At 61.6% G+C, this 18,269-nt stretch carries 6 protein-coding genes; all 6 read right to left on the bottom strand.

Annotation, left to right across the window (positions count from 1 at the left end):
• Positions 1-616 (bottom strand): GmrSD restriction endonuclease domain-containing protein (locus GOOTI_RS27060; RefSeq protein ID WP_007239475.1); only part of this gene is annotated, 616 nt, incomplete at its 3' end.
• A complete protein-coding gene (locus GOOTI_RS15085) occupies positions 613-2,088 on the bottom strand; it encodes a DUF262 domain-containing protein (RefSeq protein WP_007239474.1) in 1,476 nt (491 codons plus the stop codon). The genes GOOTI_RS27060 and GOOTI_RS15085, both read right to left, overlap by 4 nt.
• Before the next feature lie 12 nt (positions 2,089-2,100).
• Positions 2,101-4,347, bottom strand: a complete 2,247-nt coding sequence (locus GOOTI_RS15080; RefSeq protein WP_007239473.1) for a 3'-5' exonuclease — start codon at positions 4,345-4,347, stop codon at positions 2,101-2,103.
• Positions 4,347-10,736, bottom strand: a complete 6,390-nt coding sequence (locus tag GOOTI_RS15075; RefSeq protein WP_007239472.1) for a DEAD/DEAH box helicase family protein — start codon at positions 10,734-10,736, stop codon at positions 4,347-4,349. The genes GOOTI_RS15080 and GOOTI_RS15075 overlap by 1 nt, the downstream gene beginning before the upstream one ends.
• 2 nt (positions 10,737-10,738) lie before the next feature.
• Complete coding sequence (locus tag GOOTI_RS15070) at positions 10,739-15,334, bottom strand: Eco57I restriction-modification methylase domain-containing protein (RefSeq protein WP_306302699.1); 4,596 nt, start codon at positions 15,332-15,334, stop codon at positions 10,739-10,741.
• 98 nt (positions 15,335-15,432) lie between these two features.
• Positions 15,433-18,269: helicase-related protein (locus tag GOOTI_RS15065; protein WP_007239470.1), on the bottom strand; the 2,837-nt coding region annotated here is incomplete at its 5' end.

Genomic DNA, 18,269 nt, shown 5'->3' with positions numbered 1-18,269 from the left:
AGTACGGGCTTTCGGTCTCCGTCGAGTCAACTTCGTCTTCGTCGCCGCTGCTGCGGAGTGTGAACACCAGGTCTTCAGTGTCGATCTCGAGGTGGTTGAAAAGACGCCGGAGAATGACGAGTTTGGAGCTGGTTGAGGTAGCGGTATGGACGGACAGGCCGGGGACGATGAGCGAGTCGCCCGGCGGCACCTCCTCGTTGACCGCGAGCAATTTGAATTCACTCGCAATTGCGGCGTAGGCGAATATTTCATCTCGGTGGTCCTCGACTAGTGCCCGTAGCACCTGGACAAACGCATTCTTCCAGCTAGACACGGTCTTTCGGATTTCTCCAAATTCGAAAGACACAATGATTGTGTTCGTGAAATCCTCGTCGTCCCCCAACGGAACCGTGGGCAGTGGTGCTACGTAAGGCTCGAACGTCGTCGATGGTAAGGGCCAGTACCGGGCAGCCACATCGTAAAGTTGGCTGGTGCGCTTCTCTAGCTGCTGCGTGCCCCACGTATCAGCCTGCTTGACTAAGGAGTTAAGTCGATAAGGTGAGGAATCGAACCCATCGGGCTGGGACTTCTTGTCGTGAAAAGACGAGTTCGAGTAGCTGGAGTTGTAGCCGGTCACAGTGAGGTTTCGATTCGATTTACCCACGTCGAATGAATGACGTCTGCCTCCTCGCCGAGGTCACGTCGCCACGCCGTATTCAACGTTTGCGGCATGATGTGCTCGACGCTTAACTGCTGGTGCTCGATCGCGGTAGCGATGTCGTGTGTGTCGTTGGAGAAGTTGTTTTCGAGACACTCAAACATATAAGCACGATTCTCGCTCTTAATGTTGTAAAGGTCGCGGGTTGTGAAGGCTTCCTGGAATTCGTCATCGTCAGGAAAGCGACCTGACGTACCACGCCGACGCAGGGAGTAGGTGAGGGCCTCGGAGAATCGTGTGCCATTCCTGCGGATACGGTGAATTTCATTGTACAGGGTTGCGAATATCTTGTTGAGTGCGTTGGTCGGTACGCCACACACAAATCGTCGGAATAGGTAGGTATCGAGGATTTCGATGACCTCAGCGAAGTCGTCGGGTGATACTGTTCCAGCCCTGAGTTCGCCTAGGAGTGGCATTGTAAGCGGCAGTGTGACGTCGTGCCTAATCATGTTGAAGCGGCGAAGGCGCTTATCTGCTCGAAGCACGTCGGTGGTGGCGTTGTTCAGGTCGCGCGCGTACTCGGCGTAGTCGCGCATCTCCGAAAGAATCTGGCGCGTCGTGTAAGGAGATTCCACTTGAAATCTCCGGAATGCCTCGTAGACGGCATCTTTGCGAGGAGTCTTGCCGGTTTTGGCGATCAAGTAGAGGCGAATGAACCAGTCGGTGCGGTAGTCGACCGCCCTTTCGATCCTGTTCCAGTAGTTTTCGTACAGGTCTTCTTGCTCGCGAATCGGCTGATGCATCAGTACGACATTGCGAATCTTGTCGGATTCCGATAGCTCGAGGCCAGTGGAGTTAATGCTCTCAAAGATCCGCTGCGGATCGTCCTGTTTTTCGAGATCCAATGCCATTACCTGAAGCCGAAATATTGCATCCCACAGTTGATCTCCTGTGAGTTCGCCGTCGGCAATCCGATCACGGAAGTATCGATAGTTTGCAGTGACCGTCGATGTCTCCATCGGCGAGTCGGATCGCAGCAGTCGACTGTAGGCATCGTTGTCGTTCTTGACTGGCTTTAGCTTGAACTTGATTGCATTGTGGTCATCCTTCATCACCAGGTAGCTGTCGCGAATCTTGTTGGCAAGGTTCGGGTCTCTAGAGGTTACGGTGCCATCTTCGAGTGAGTGCACGAGCGCCAGCATGAGGAGGCTGATGCTCGTTAACCGTTGCTGACCGTCGATGACGACGTAGGTGAACGACGTTTCGGGGTGGCCGACGATCGCTCCGAAAAAGTGCGTCTCGCGATCCTTGTTTATCAGGTCAACCAAATCGTCAAACAAGCGTGCGCAATGCTTGATCTTCCAGTCGTAGTTTCTCTGACAGACGGGTATGATCAGACTCTTGCTGTTCCCGTCAAACAGATCGGTGATCCGTCGGATGCTGCCCTTCACCGCTTACTCCCCTCACTCGCTCTTCTGTTCGCATTGGTCGCTTATCGGCAACAACGCACTCGGCTGACCGACCCAGGTGACCAGTAGCTCATCACGGGCACGCGATGCAGCGACGTAAAGCAAGGAGCGTTCACGCTGTAGCGCGTCTTCGCGGTCTTCCGCAGGCAGCGAGTCGATGATGTACTGACGCGGCATATTGGATGCACCAGTTCCTACCAGAATGACCTTCGCGAATTCCATACCCTTCGACCGGTGCATCGTCATCACCTGCGCCGCATCACTCTTACTGCTTGAGTCCCGGTCGACGTAGGAGACTTTGACACCCTGATCACCCAGTGCGCGAGCGAGATTCTCGCCCTCCTTCTTGGTTGGTACGAGCAATCCGATCGCGGATGGCTCGGTCCCCGCTTCTACCCACTTCTTGACGGTCTCGGCGATAAGCTGGTACTCCGCTGAAAGACTGTCGACCTGTTTGCCCAGTGGAGCGGGTCCGCTACGAGCCGAACGGTATGTCTCGGTCGACTCCTTCTCACCCGTGATGTCCTCGTAGCTGCTACCTGACAAGATTCCGAGCGCGTATCGCAAGTTCTCTTCCGTAGTGCGGTAGTTCAGCGTGAGTGTCCGTGATCGACCGCGAATGTTGATGCCATAGTGGGAGAGCGTCAGTTTTTGACCGTAGATTCTCTGATGGCCATCTTCGGCGATAAATAGATCATTCCGACCGGGAGCTGCCAGAGCACGCAGGAGCTGGAAGCGGGACGGGCTGAGGTCCTGAGCTTCGTCGACAAGAACGTGATCGGCGAGCGGGTCTCCTTCCTCAAGCACGCGTGCTGCGATCGCTGCCTTCTCATCGAAATCCGTCGTTCCGTCAGCTGCCGCCGCTGCACGGTAGGCAGACACGATGTCCCACACGCCCTTGCGCCGGGCACGATTCAGCGCGACTCCACGGCCAGGTCTACGGACCCGGAAATAGTCGCGGTCGCTGGTAAGGCGCTCAGGAAGTACGATCATCGCGTACTCGGCTTCAAGGAAAGACGTCGACTTGAGCTCGGCAGGCAGGCCTTCTCCAGCGAGTTCAGCTGCGTTTCGCCACTCCTCCTGGCGGGTCGGGCGAAGCACCTGCGACGTTCTTGGCCCCAGCACCTCCGTGACGGGGCCTGGTTTCCCGTCCGATCCAGCCAGTGAATCAGAGGACGAGATTACGCGATGCGCAATGGCATCTATTCCCGCGACGTAGATGCCAGGTGCACCGAGCTCGTCGACCAGTGGCAGGGTCGGATCGAGCAACTTGAGCTGGGTGCGAAGGCTGTCCGCGAGGGTGCGGTTGTAGGTGGTCAACACGATGCGTGAGTGGGGGTTCTTTCGGTACAGCTCTCGGGTCCGATGTAGCAGCACCACGGTTTTGCCCGTACCAGCGCCACCCTTGACGCGGAACGGGCCGTTGTAGTCATGCGTTGCGAGCCAGCGCTGCTCGGGATGTAAGAAGATCCGCCACGCGGCAAAACTCGGGTTCTCGATGGCGGCCCGTAGCTCGGCGTCATCTTCGATGAACGAAAACTCCATCTGCGCAGCAGGGTGACGCATCGCCGCAAGAAGGCGATCGTCGTCGGTATCGCGCGAGGGCTTCGTGGGCTCGTCGAGCTGGTACTTGTTCCGTACATCGGGCAGCGCTTCACCGGTAAAGATGTCGAGCAGGGCGCTGCCCTGCCATGTTGCCGGCGCTCCTTCTGCATACTCGAGGAATTCGTCGGGGTCGGCGATATCGAGCGCACCTTCGGCGAAGGCGGCGTCGATGCCCAGGGCGGTAAAGTCGTCGATTGTGAACTCTCGGCTGCGCAGTGTTCGTGCGGCCTTGGTGCGCTCAACAGGGACGCTCGCTGTCGTCCCTTGCTGGCCAGTGTCGGTGGCCACTGCGACGTTCTGGTTCGCGTCAATCGGGATGAGTTCCGCAACACCGTTACACGGGTTGATGTCTACGCGGGACTTCTGAGCGATCGCGATGGCCTCGTCATGTGGATAGGTCCCAGCGAATACGTAGGAGGCATCCTCATTACTGCCCTGGAGTTTGAAGAGGACCGCACGGTTGCTGATGTCGACCCGGCCGGTCCGGGCGCGCGGGTCGACCGAGTTGTTGATCGGCTCGATGTGCAGCCCGGGCGTCTGGTCACTTTTGGTGAGCTTGGCCAAGAACGCGTAGGTCGCCTTCTGCAGGCTCCCGTCGATCTTCTCGAGTCCAGGTCCGAGGATGATCTGTGGCATCAAAGGCCTTTCTGGGTGAGGGCGGTACGTATGGAGTCGGCATCGGGTTCACAAAGCGTCCAGCCGGCGCTCTCGAGGTCAGTGCGATCCTCTTCGGAAAGCTCGACATTGATAGCTAGCTTCGCTGAGGGCCAGGAGATTTCGAGTGGGATACCGCCTGCCGCCTCCTCGCCGATCTCGGGGATTGGCGCACCCTGTTCGGCGAGTAGCTTGATCAAGCCCCTCTCGGCCCCACTCACGCTTTCGTAGGCCTCGCGCCACGGGCCAGTCAACGTGGTCTGCTCTGCAGACGGGTCCATGCCTTCGGCCGGTGAGGGGGTACTGAACACATCGTCCAGTTTCATCGAGGCAGTGCCGACGTGACTGCGAGTAGTGATGTCAGCAGGCAGATCACGGAAGTTGAGCAGGTTGCCCCACTGCAACCACTGCCGCCACGACTCTTTGTGGTCGCTTGACAACGCCTCGTCAGAGTCATCGAGGATGACGGAAATTTCCGTCGGAATGATGGACTTCCCACTGGCAGAGAGGCGAATCGCAATCCCTGTGGTGTCAATTCGCCAGGCACTAGTGTCACCGGCGGGGTCGGCACGCAGCTTGTCATCGAGTGCCTCCACGGCGACTGCCCGCACCGACGGTCCGCTCGTGCGAACCCCGGTTGGGCCAGCGCCCAGGACAGCAAGCAGTGGGGCCCACAGCGCGAGCCTGGAGCGCGCCTCCCGCGACGGATTCTGCACCCACGCAAGAAGCAATTCCATGCCGTTGGCGAATGCGAGGTCAAGCGCACTCTTTGCGAGTTTGTCACCAGCGCTGGCAAGAACCTTTGCAGCGTCGTTCGGTGTGAAGACGGGGTTCGCCAGCGCGTTCCCCTCCACGTCGTCCCGGGTAATCGCGAGCACCTGGTAGCCGACATCGCGGAGGTTGCGACGCTTCTCGGCGTCGTCGGCGAGACGATTGGTGGTGACGGTTGCGTGATACTTGTATCCGTCCGTGAAGATGGCAGTCGGTGGAACGCCTGCGCGCGCCGAGGTGAGAATAAAATCTGGCTTGCTGCCCAGTACGTTCTCTTGCGGTCGCATCGTCCAGCGGTTGGTTGAGCCCAGGGCGATGTCCCATGCGACACCGTGGTCAGTCGGCTTCTCCACAATCGTGGCACCGAGGGTCTCTAGTCGTTTCCGGAATGCGACTCGAAAGCGCTTCTCCAGGTCTGACTCGCTGTCGGCGATTTCGGGCTCGTCGTGAGTGACTTGCCAGGGCATCTCAGCTGGGATGGTGGTGGTCTCGTCGGAGCGATGTTCGCGTCCAGTCAACAGGGTTGTGAGGTGATGTTCAGCAGCAGCCCGTGACGTCTTACGGATCTCCGGAAGAGCAGCGAATGGCAGTAGGCACCGGTCACACGCGAGCTTTCCCTCCTTGCGGCACGGGCAATTGTGGACCACCGACCACGCTCGGTGGAGAACATCCCATAGCGTCCCTGGATTCGAAAGATCGGCGAGATATCCAGTGCCGCCAGGCACCACGTCGTGGAGGAGCAGAGCGGAATGGTTGTCACCCTTGGGACTTGGATCGACTATCGGTGTGATGTGCAGGTGATCGGGTGCACCACCGATACGCTCTCGCAGGCCAAGCAGTATCGCCGCTGACAGCGATGGGACGGCAAAGTTGTCGCCTAATGTCACGGAAGGGGGTAGGCGCAGTACGAGCCCTTCGGTGCGCAGGCTGCGCGCCAGAGCGATGGTGCTGGGTTTTTCCTCTATGGCCGTCCTGAGTGAGCACCAGGGTCGATGTTCGGCGGGCTTGTTGACGCCGGTCGCTCGGTCTAGCTTTCCGCATTCGGAACACACTCGGAAGAGCGAAGTGTCGACATTGTCGCCCGCAAGGTATCGGGAAGCGCCGCCCTTGTGTCCGCTGCCAATGTTCAGCCAGCGGATATCCATGCTACGCAGATGCTTTGCGCCGAAACCTAATTCGTCGACATACCAGCGAGAGTCGACTTGAGCAGGATCGATATCAGCTGCGGTCACGATGGTGTAGACCTGCCGGCTGCGCTCATCTCGGGCGTCGTCGATGGTTGCTTCCTCGCGACGGATGACCGCTGAGACGTTGCGCAGTTCGACCACGGGGAGGCGCTGCCCAGTGTCGCCGATGGTGATAGATGCGCACCGCGGACACGACGTCGGAGACTTGCGGCCGGTGCCGTCATCGAGATCTACAGCGAATCCGCACTCGGCGCAGCAAGCCCAGTGGTGCACGTCTTCGGAGTCGATTCCGAGGTCAACCGCATCGATTTCGATGGCAAAGCCGTTGGTGTAGAACGTTGACCCTGGCGCGAAGTCGCGAAGCGCCTGCGCTGCACCACGATTGATCTCAAACTCGGAGTGCTCGTAGCTGTCGGTGTCGGGGTCGCGCCAGTTGACTGATACCGACAGCGTGACGGTGTCGTCGAGGAGGGTGTAATTGGGGAACAGCCCGAACGTCTCCAGCGCGCTGATCCAGTACTCCGACCGGTAGGAGGCGAGTTGGCTCTTCACCAGACGTAATGTGGCCTGAGCCGTGCGCAGTTCAGACTCATCTTCGGATGTTTTCGCCGGAGATTCAGTTTTGTGCTGCAGGTCGGGCAGCACCTTTTCGATAGCGGCTCGACGATGCTGGAGCGTTTCGATCCGATGGTTCCACATTTGTGAGGCTCGATGGCAGCGCTGTGCGAGTTCGCTGCTCCCTGGCACATTGTCCGGCGAGGCGAATTCGTAGAGCCTGCGAGTTACCTCATCGGAGAGCGGTGGGAACGTTGCAAGAAATGCTCCAACCAGGTCGTCGCTGTTGGATTCAGCGGTCGCAATGAGCGTCCCAAGATATGTCTGGGAAGCAGTGGAACGCAGGGCGTCCGGGGTCGTGCGCGGGTGTGGCGCGTTCTTATCGCGAGCCAAGATGTCGGCCACTGACGCGGTGAATTGGCGCCGCAGGATCTCCTCGGCATCCAGGTAGGTAGCCGGCGGCCGCACCGTGCCGTTGATTGTGTTCTCCGGCTGTGTGAACCTGGGCAGCTGATCCCCCCGCCCGGTTACGTACGCCAATGCGAGAGCATTGCCGGTGAGGCGGCCGGCTCGGCCAATTCGCTGAGTGTACGACGCGACTGTGCGGGGTAACGAGGACAGCATGACGGCCGACAGATCTCCGATGTCGATACCCATCTCGAGCGTCGGCGTCGCGACGAGCACGTTAGGCGCACTCGGGGGTGGATCAGGTTCCTTGAACTCCCGCTCGTACTGCAGGCGCACTTCGTCTTTCAAAAGGCTGGTGTGCTCACGTGCGACTACACGCCGGATGTCGGACGCGGAGTACATCTGCCGATAAAAGTTGCCCTCGATGTGGTGGTGGCGAAGTTGGCCTTCGCAATGGATCACCGGGCAAGGTCCATCGACGAGCTGACCTATGGTCGTTGGCGCGCCGTAGACGGTGTCGCGGCACACTGAGCAGATCAACGACACAGCGCCAGAGTGCAATTCGTCGTCGGTTACGGTGCGTACGACTACAGACGTCGGTGCTAGAGCGTACGTCTTTGCCCCTGATTTCGAGACGGCGACGGTAACGATCTCACGCCTTTGGAGCTTCCCGAAAAGCAGGCGGGCGAGTACCGCACCCTCCACACCCGTGACTCCGAGTGTCTTGGCGGTCCATTGTGCGTACCAGCCTCGCGGTGATGAGATGGGCTCGAGGTCAGTATCGGGCGCGCGCCCCTCAATCGGGTAACCGGGGGCAGAGTTGCCTCGGCCGAAACCCGGCATGCCCTCGCCGCGGCGGCGACCGCCGGTGACCCACCACCGGTTGCCGTCTTCGTACCTGAACTTGTCAAACCATTCGTGTCCGATGGCCCCTCGCTGACGCATATGCATCAGCACCCCACGTACCCAGCGAATCAGTGCAGCATCACCGATTCCATCGATGGTCTCCTGCGCGCCGGCAGATTCAACGGTCTCCGTCCCGGTCGCAAGCAGAGCATGTTCGCTCACATCGATGAAGGCCAGCGCGGTTCCGGTTCGCTCTAGGGTGCGACCGACTCCGGAGCGTAAGCCGAATTCAAGCTCGATGTCGAGCAATAGTCTGCGCAGCACTGCACGACGAAGGCGCGCCGGCGTGGCCGACGCGGTTTTCGTGTTCCAGAACTTCTCAAAATCGGCTCGCTCGGCAAGCTCTGGCGGCAGGATGCGGTAGCGGGCACTGCGATCGTCGCCGGCCTGTTCCAGAACCCGGTGCGCCAACGAGTCGAGATCCGTTTCGCCGGCCTCGAGTGCCTGGCGGAGCAGAGTGCGCAGAGTGAGCGCATGGGACCGAGCCTGCACAAACCCCGCCCGGTGGGCCGCATCTTGCACACTGTCGGTGAACACCAGTGCGCGCTTCTCGCGCCCGTCGAGCCCTGGCGTGCCGAACAGCGTGGACAGCGAGACCGACAGCATCGTTGCAATTGCGGAACCGAGGAAGCGAATTCCGTCGGGTCGACGACACGACGGGCATACATCCTTCACCGAATCGACGCCGGCGTCAGCTGACGTGTTGACCAGGACAGGGAGTGCTCCACCTTCGGCGACAACCGATTCGGCCGGACGTGTATGGGCGATGCGGCGCTCCGCGACGACCAACCACGCCAGGGCGGCCCCATCGACGCCGGTGGTTTCGGAGGTGTCGTCTTGCTCAGCTTGGATTGCTTCGAGCGGGGCGTGGATGAGGGCTCGGAATCGGTCGTCGTTACGCAGCGCCCGGCGACGGATGGTTGAGTCGTCGGAATCGAGGTCGGAACCTGTTGGTGCGAGCGCGATTCCCCACCCGGAGCGGTTGCAGTGCCGGCAGAAGATTGCCGGCAGGTACGGAACGTCCAGGACGTCAGTGTCTGGGCTGTCGACCACGATGCCGTCGTCGCTCCAGGCGAAATGTGGCGTGCCGATTGCTGCGCGATCGACGCGAGTGAGCTCGCGAATCCAGAGGTGGACCTCGACGGAAGGAGCGCCGCGGCCGGCGGTCGCGCGGACGTGGCTCATCGCCGCCAATAGTCCGTCAATGACTTTGCGACGCTCGAGCTCGTTGAGTGGTTCCAACCCCCTGAGCAACGGCACGCTGGCATCTGCGCCAATGAGATCGTCGACCGTGACCGCCACATGAGTGGCATCAATGAGTTGACGAAAGAAGCTGTGAGACTTGACGAGATCCAGAACAAGTGGATCGTCGTGAGCAACGGCATCGCGAAGCCTCTGCTCATCACCGACGTACAGGGCGTGGAGCACACTGTAAGTCGCTTCGGCGGGGCCCACAGCAGCTTCTACGCTTGCTAGTGCACTGAGCGCATCAGTGGCAGGGGATGGGCTAAATCCTGCTGCCGAGACGCGCCGGGCCGCGTCTCCGCTCCAGTCGTCGAGCGACAGCCGTGACTCGGTGACGACGGCGTCGGCACCGAACTCGTCGCCGAAGACGGTGTGGGCAAAGTCGAGCATCTCGGTGGGATCGTTGCCGTCGCCGAGGGTCGCCGAGGTGGCGACTGCCGTGATTCGGCCCAGCGGGCGGGCGCGGTCGGCTTCGGTGAGACTTTCGTCATCGGCGGACCAGTAGCTCTTCAGAGTCTTGCCGAGCCGGCGCAACAGCATCGACACGTCGGTGCCCTGGGCGCCGTCGTAGGTGTGGAATTCGTCGAGCACGAGGTACTGCAGGCTGGTGGCGCTCTGCTGCCACAGCCGTGCGTCGGCCGGGCGCAGCAGCAGCTGGTCGAGCATCTTGTAGTTGGTGAGCAGGATGTCGGGGGCGGTGTCGCGGATGATGTTGCGATCGGTGATGAGACCGTCCTTGGTCACCGCGGTGCGCTCGGCCCCTGACTCGCCGGTGTAGAGCGCGGCGGTGACGCCGCCGAGTGCCGAGTAGCTGGTGAGCATCTCGGTGATGCGCGCTGCCTGGTCGTTCGCGAGCGCATTCATTGGGTAAAGGATCAGCGCCTTGGTGCCCGTGACGCCCTTACGCTTAGCCCGCTGCACGTGATCGAGGATGGGGTACAGGAAGGCCTCGGTCTTGCCGGAGCCGGTACCGGTGGTGACCAGCGTCGGCAGGGGGCGGGTACGGCCTTGCTCGGCGAGGCGGTAGCTGGAGAGGCGCTCGAACGCCGCGGCCTGATGGCCGTAGGGGGTGTGACCCTCGTACCACTCCAGGCTGTCGCGCCAGCCGTCCGCGGCGGGCCGGAACGGCAGGCGCAACCGCGCGTACGGACCGCGGAACATCCCGGTTTCGCGGCTCTGGAGGAACTCGTCGAGCACCTGTCGCGCGTCAGGATCGGCAAGCGCGAACGTAGTACCGAGATAGTCGAGCAGGCTCGACTGGATGGTCTCGGCCTGAGTGAGCGGCAGCAGTTCCGCCACGATCAGCCGTTCCCGTCTTCGGCGAGCCGAGCCTCGAACTCCGCGTACGCCTCTCGCATGTCGGCCTCCCGGTTGAGGAAGCGGAACGGCAGCTCGTAGGTGTAGGTGTTGCCCGACGGGTTGGTTGCCGTGCGCTCATCCTCGGTGATCGCGTCACCCTTCTTGCGCCAGACCGTGAGCACCTCCTGCGGCACAAGTCGACCGTCTACGTCGTAGAGGTACTTGTTCTTGTCGTAGCCGTAGAGCACCGGGAACTGCGTGCGGTAGATGGTGCACAGTTCGTCTGCGGTGAGGCCCAGGCCGAGCGCGACGAGCGCATCGATCTCCACCAGTGCCTGCCGACGATCCGCCGCGATCCGCAGGGGCGTGTCGGGCGTCCACTCCGGGCCGACGTCGCCGAGTGGCTTGCGGCGGTTGTGCTCAAAACCTCCTGCCCACGAATCAGATTGCATGTCGTCGGTGTAGCAGTCCTGCCACAGGTCGGCGTAGGCGTCGGTGAGGCAATTGAGGCGGAGGGTCCGGATAAACAGCATCTTATGAACTTCCGGTACAGACACAGTGGGCAAGCGCAGTACCGTGCTGAAGATAATGGCTGACTTCGGGACTGCCCTGACTGCGAAGTCGCAGATCAACGACGACATCATGCTCGTTGCGAGCATTAGTGAGTTTGTCTCACTGAATCCAGCCGAGTAGACTGACTGACTGATTTGCGCTGGTCCGGGCGGGATGAGTGCAGGAATTAGCGTTCGCTCGCCAGTGTTGGCTGCCATGCTCCGCCAGGCGACGCGGTAGTAGTTGCGGGCAGGCACACGCTGCGTTACGCCGTTTTCGTCGGTGACGTCCCAGTGGGTATAGTCCCGATCGTATCGCTCCCGATCGCCTGCAGGCTTGTACGACGTAATCGGTAGTTGATCTCTGGAGAAGCGTTCGATATCCGCCTGCGACCAATCTCTATGATTGCGCATGGTTGAATTTGGCATCTTGTACATCGGTGTCGACACGAACAGGTGGGAACCCTGGAGTATCACGCTCGAGGCGGATTCAGGTTTGCCCCAGACTTTGATGATCCTGCCCCTCTTGAAATCTGTAGTTTCGTTCCATCCCTGCGAGAAATTGCATGTCAACGAACCAATCCTGTTAGATGATGCGATCTTGTTGAGTGTCGACGCGGACGCGCGATTTATGGTGTAGACCATTCGGCTTTGCTCGTAGGGCAATTCAGGGACTTCAATAAGCGTTTTCCAGGACTTTAGGGTTTCGGAAGTCGCATGCATAATCCTTGAGGAGTGAGGACGCTGGTCCCAGTTTCCGTTCTCGTCTTTGATCCCGGGCTCGGGCCCAAAACCGTCGTGATGTTGTGATCGAATTACAGTATCGGGGTGATAGAGCGATACGGCGTGAAGGAAGCTGACATTTCTGCGAACTCTCCCATAAACATTGACGCTGAATACCTTCTGGTTCTGGATGTCGAACAACTCAAGCTCATTTATGAACTGCCAATGCCGGCGCAGGCGAGCGTATGTCGCACGGCGTAGAGCATGACCCTTCTCGTCGGTGAAGTGAGTGTCAAAATGGATAAGTGAACTGATTCCATCGGGGGAGGTATTTCTCCAAGTTAAGTCCATAAAGCATCGATAGAGGTCGGGTCGTAGACCAGCCAGCGAGGGGTACTGGTGTAGATCGGAAACGAATGCTCGGGTGCACACGACAGAGGTGAGTTCGCTGAGGTAGAAGTCCTGCGCGATGGGATCGGCGAGTGTGGCGGCTCGTATTCTCTTGGCCCGGTCCGTTGCGATCTTGCCTTCGAGAGCCCACGCGACGTCGAACTCGCCAAGCGCCGCGGCCTCGTCGAAGTCGGGCCGCACCCACGGCGGGTTACCCACCTGCAGATCGAAGCCGCCCTGCTCGAACACGGGGGCGAAATCGAGTTCCCAGTGGAAGAAGCCCTGGCGTTGGGCGATTCGCTCGGTGACCACAAGCCACGGGTGCTCGCCCTTAGCGCGCTCAACCGGCTTCGCCTGAGCGAACAGCAGGTCGTTCTTCTCGGCGTGGCCCAGCTCATGCCAGTCGGAGACCTCGAAGAGGTTGATCTGGCCGGCCTTCTCTCCGCGGGTCTCCTTGACCGGGGTGCCGAGCAGATCGGTGAGGGTGTCGATCCACTCCTGCACGCTCGGCGGCTCGACGATCTCGCCGTCCACCGTTCGGTCGGTGTCGGTGAGCGGCCAGAACCACAGCGCTGACCACGCATCCATCGCCCGGCGCAGCCGGCGGTAGGCGCCGTTCTCATCGGCCAGTGACTCCTCAATCTGCTCGCGCGTCACTGCTCCGCCGGTCGGCTGGAAGTCTCTGCCCCATAGCGGAATGTCGCGGCGGATCTCCGATTCGGCGATCTGCAGCCGGCGCAGCGCGAACTGCCACAGCACCTCGGTGCGCTGCGTGAGCGCCCGCAACTCCCGCACCTGCGCTGTGGTGAGCTTCTTCTTGAGGCCCTTACGCCAGTCCTTGAGAGAGGCGGTGGCGTCGGGCGCCAGCTCCTTGGCTTCCTTCGCGTCCACCGTCGACCCCCAGCCGCCCGCTGGGAGCAGGAAGTGGTGGACGGCGCCCCTGTGCTCGTCGAGCGACTGGGAGAGGGGGACATCCACCGGGGTGGCGTCGATCCAGCCCTTGTCGGTGACCTGCCCGCCCGGGATCACCGAACGCCGAGCGCCGATCAGCGAGTTGCCGCGGCGCAGGTGCAGCCCGAACCACGGCGCGTCGAGGTCGCGGCCCATCGTGTCGAGCCACAGCGTGATCTCGGCGAACTCGACGGCGGTGGCGTTGAGGTCCACCCCGTACACCTGGTGCAGCGCGATGTACGCCTTCGCCCGTTGCAGCTCGATGGGGTACGACTCGGGATCGATGCGCTCGCCCGTCTCGGTCTGACGGCGTCGCAGGTACTGCTCGGCGAGCTGGCGGACCGCCTCGATCGCGAACGCGCCCGAACCGAGCGCCGGCTCACACACGGTGAGGTTCAGGATCTCCTCGGCCGTCGTGGTGTGGCCATCCTGATCGAGTAGCTCCTCGAGGGCCTGCCCGACAGTGAACTTCGTGAGCACCTCGGGGGTGTAGTACGACGCCGACTGTTGGCGCTCGCGGCCGGCGAGCCGGAACACGAAGGTGCCCGGAAGGTGTCTGACGGGCTTGAGCTCGCCGGTGGTCTCGTCGGGGATGCGGACGAAGTCGGATTCGGCAATGCCCTCGATGCGCGACTCGGGCACCACCCACGAGCCCTTCTCGGCGTTGCCGTTCTTCGCCACCTCGTAGAGGGTGTCGTGCGCGAAGAAGCCGGTGTAGCTCATCAGCCCCTCGTACACCGCGCCGAGCTGGTTGATGCCCAGCTCCGCATACGAGATGAAGCCGCGGTCTTTGCCGCGAGCCTCCTTGGACAGCAACAGGTGTCGCAGCACCTGTTGCAGCGCGCGGTTGCTGAGTTTCACCTCGTCGATCAGCGAGGTGGCGGAGGGGAGGAACAGGTCCGCGCGCAGCGAACGGAACGTCAGGCCCTCGGCAGACGCATCGTCGTTGTCAGCGACGCCGCCGTCGTGACCCCGGTCGACCAGTTCGAATAGCGCCGCGAGCGAGTCGTAGAAGTGCGTGCCGTTGGTGGCCCGCTGCGTCGTCAGCTCGACGGGCAGCAGCTCACGGAGGCGGTCGAGGCTGTAGCCGCGCTCGTAGGTCGGGTCGCCCGCGGGCACAACCGACAGGTCCGGTGTCGCTTCGGCGTAGAGCAGGAACAGGATGCGGTAGAGGAAACGCAGCGACTGACCGGCGAGCAGCTGCGCCTGGCTATCCGGCAGCGGCGGCAGGCCCTGCTCGCGGCGGCGGGCAACGACGTCGTTCGCCAAAATTTCGATGGACAGCCGCACCCCCTCGCGCAGCTCCTTGGAGACGCCGACGGTGTGCTTCACCGACTCGTCAACCACGCTGGTCCACCAGATGTCGCCCTCAGCGTCCGGGGCGAGCGAGTCGGCGTCGAGCATGGTCAGGGCGCGGTCGATCTCGCCGCCGCGCTTGTCGTCGGCGCGCTCGCCGACGAGTTGCAGATCCACCGCGAGGTAGCGGCCCTCGAGCCAGCGCTCGCGCTCGGTGATCAGGGCGGTGCCGCCGGCGAGGACGAGCGCGAACTTCGGGCTCTCGTCGGAGACGAACAGGTGCGAGAGCAGCCCGGCGACCGAGGAGATCGTGTCAATATCGGTGTGGAAGTCGCGCAGCAGCGTCTTCTCGTTCTTCGCAAGTAGATCTTCGATATCGAGACCGCCCCGCGCCTCGATCATCACGAACGGCGCCGCCCCGCCGAGATCGCGGGAGCGCATCAGGATCGCCGGACCGGGCTCGGTCTCGCTGCCCCCGATCCGCTCGCTCTCCCAGCGCACCGCGTTGTCGAAGCCGAGGATGTGACGCAACGTCGCGTAGAGGCCGTCGAGGGTCTCGCTGTCGGCATTCTCCGAGAGTCCGTTGAAGACGCGACCGAGGCGGCCGCGCTCCTCGGCGTAGCGAGTGCGCGTGGTGGGGTGGCCGTCGGCTTTCGCCGCATCCCACTGTTTGCGGCGATCGAGCACTTTCGCTTGGAACGACTGCGATTTCGCGTCGGTGGTGAAGTAGTGCTCGCTGATGAAGTCCTCACCGACGATGAGGGCGTCGGACGTGGTGGCCATCGTCAGTTCTCCTGGGAAGTTAGGGAAGTGAGGTCGAGATCGATTGGGACCGCGATCATCAACGGGCGGGCGAGTCGTCGCTCCGGGTTCATCGTCCGGGCGAGCTCCTGCTCCTCGGTGATGCGGGCGATACGCTCGCGCAGTTCTGTGCGCTGGATGAGTTCGCCCGCAAGCTCTTTCCAGCGATGTGAGCGTTGTATCCACGCGGCGATCCGTTGCTCGGTTTCTGCTCGAATCGACTCACCTTGCTGCGCGGCGAAAGAGTCCGCGGAGATAACGGCTGCAGCGACGAGTGGTTGGAGCACTGCGGTGTCGCCGAGGTCTCCGCGGCTTACGTCGGCGATGTGCAAGTGCTGCACGGCTTCTCGTGCGCTGGGGAACGCTCGCACCAAGGAGCCAGCCGAATCGGAAGGATCGGGGAAGTCGACTGCGTAGTAGGACGCCGCCACGACCTGACCGCGAGCGTTTGTCTGCGTCACCTGTACGAGCACCGTGACGAACGGAACCGTGCCGCGTACTGCGAAGATCTGGCTACGCCCAAGTTCGGCTAGCGAGCGGTCAGCAGCCCAGTCAATGACTGGATGAAGCGGAGCCAGATAGTGAGCCTCCGGCCAGGTTGATGTCGAATCTCCAGATTTGGCTTGGGCTAGTTCTTCCTGGCCACGCAACCGGGTGTACGCGAGTTTGTAGGTTTCGGTGACGCGGCGGGCGTCGAGGTAGTCCTGCGGCAGTACTTTGAGTCGCTGCCTGAGGTCTGCTGGTGGCGTCAGGCTGGCGATGGACTGCTTGGTGAATACCTTCCAGTCCACACCGTTGGGAGGGGACAGTTCAGGTGTCTTCAAGAACTCGTGAAGTGCGTCGGAAAGGAATGCGAACTCGGTGTCGTACACACCCGTTCCCGCGTCGTCGGTATGCGCGATGGCAGTGACCTCGGCGGGTGTGTCGGGGTCGTCGGCCGGCTGGGTGTCGAGACTGGCGAAGAAGGCGTCCAAGCCTCCACCCGTCTCAACCTCCGCAACGGTCTTCACCACGTTCTCCAGCTTCTTCTGACCGGCCAGCACTTGACGGATGGAGTCTTCTTCAGCCTTCACGTCGTAGGTGCCCATGAGGGATGCGGAATCGCCGAGTGCGGTGTGCGCCTCATGCTCGCGCTCGACCAGTCGCGCGAGAATGCGGATGTCGCCGCCGAAATGGGTGGTCGACGGGCTCAAGAGCAGGGTGGTGATCTGCGGGCTGTGTTTCTGTCCGTAGCGATCGATGCGGCCATTGCGTTGCTCGATGCGGATGAGACTCCACGGAATGTCGTAGTGCACCAGGTGGTGACACTGCGAGTGCAGGTTCACGCCTTCGGAGGCGACGTCGCCGGTCACGAGAATGCGGATCGGCGAAGATTCGAGCTTGAACGATTCCACGATGCGTTGTTGGTCTGCGTCGCTCAGGCCACCGTGGAGGACAGTGACCTGGCCAAGCTCATTGCCGCTGGTGGTGGACATCTTAAGGTCTTTGGCCAGGGCTTTTGCGAGGGCGTCGAGAGTTGCGACGCGCTCGGCGAAGATCACCAGGCGTCGGTCGCCGGTGCGGGAGACCTCAATCTCGTCCAGATGGTCGCGGAGTGCCTGGTATTTGGCAGATTTTGCGATGGGCGCGCCCTCGGCGAGCGTTGCCAGCCGTGTCAGCGCTGAGCGTTCAGCTGCGGTGCTGGGATCGTCGTGATCGAGGCGTCCAAGGCGCTCACCGACTGATTGCCGTAGCGCTTCCGGGGATGAGAGGAACGCCTTAGCGAGAACCCAAGGGAACAGCGACGCATTCTTGCCCGAGTATGGTGGCGCGCCATTTGGTGGCCAGAGCCAGACGTCTTCGAGTTCGAGTGCGACGGCGTCCTCGACGGCATTTGCCTCGATGATGATGTTCTGCGGTGGGAGGCGCTCCGCCCAATCGGATCCGACTTCGCTCGCGACATCGGGATGGTGCCGATGGCGGCGGATGACGAGCTTCTTGACTTCGTTGAGGTCGAGCTCGCCGGTCGGGGATACGACGCTGGGGTCGAGCATGCGGATGAGTTCAGCGAAGGACTCCGCCTTGCCGTTGTGGGGAGTGGCCGAGGCCAGGATGAGGGAGTCGGTGCGGGCAGCGAGCAGGCTAGCCAGTCTGTTGTTCTGAGCTGCGGTGTTGGTGACGTTGTGCGATTCGTCGATGACAACGGCATCCCATCGCTGCTTACTCAGATGAGCGATGTAGCGGTCGGACTTGAGGGTGTCGATCGAGATGATCACTCGTTTGTAGTAGGTGAAGGGATTGCGGTTGGCCGGCAGGACTTGCCGGATTCGCTGAATACCCGACGAGTCGAGCCGGACGAAGGGCAGCGCGAAGCGCGTCCACAGCTCCATCTGCATCTGCTCGAGTACGTGCTTGGGCGTGACGATAAGGATTCGCTCACCACGGCCACGCCGCACGAGCTCGGAGAGAATCATGCCGATCTCGATGGTTTTGCCGAGGCCCACAGCGTCTGCGAGCAGGATGCGTGGGCGCAGTTTGTCGGGGTTGAGCGCCTTTGCGACAGCTTTGAGCTGATAGTTCAGCGGGTCCGCGAGGCCGCGGTGTGCCGTAGTGAGTCCCGAGTCTGCGATGGCGACGGGAGTCTTCCGAAGCATCGCTTCGAGCCACAGACGCGCACGCCGGAAGTGATCGGAAGTGTCGCCGACGACCGTCACGGCAGTTGGGTCGGCCTCGATGATCGTGTCGAGGGCTGTGGAGAACACAGCCTCGGTATCGCGCACCAGGTCGGACAGGCCGGCCACGTGAACGAAGTAGCCATCGGCAGTTGGCTCGACAGCGGTGA

The sequence above is a fragment of the Gordonia otitidis NBRC 100426 genome, assembly GCF_000248075.1.
Taxonomy (GTDB): Bacteria; Actinomycetota; Actinomycetes; order Mycobacteriales; family Mycobacteriaceae; genus Gordonia; species Gordonia otitidis.
Note: the sequence above shows the minus strand (reverse complement) of the source record. Positions and strands in the feature narration are given on the sequence as shown.

Excerpts from the sequence above, each read along its gene's own strand:
- GOOTI_RS15080 (WP_007239473.1), bottom strand. The coding sequence starts at position 4,347 with ATGCCACAGATCATCCTCGGACCTGGACTCGAGAAGATCGACGGGAGC.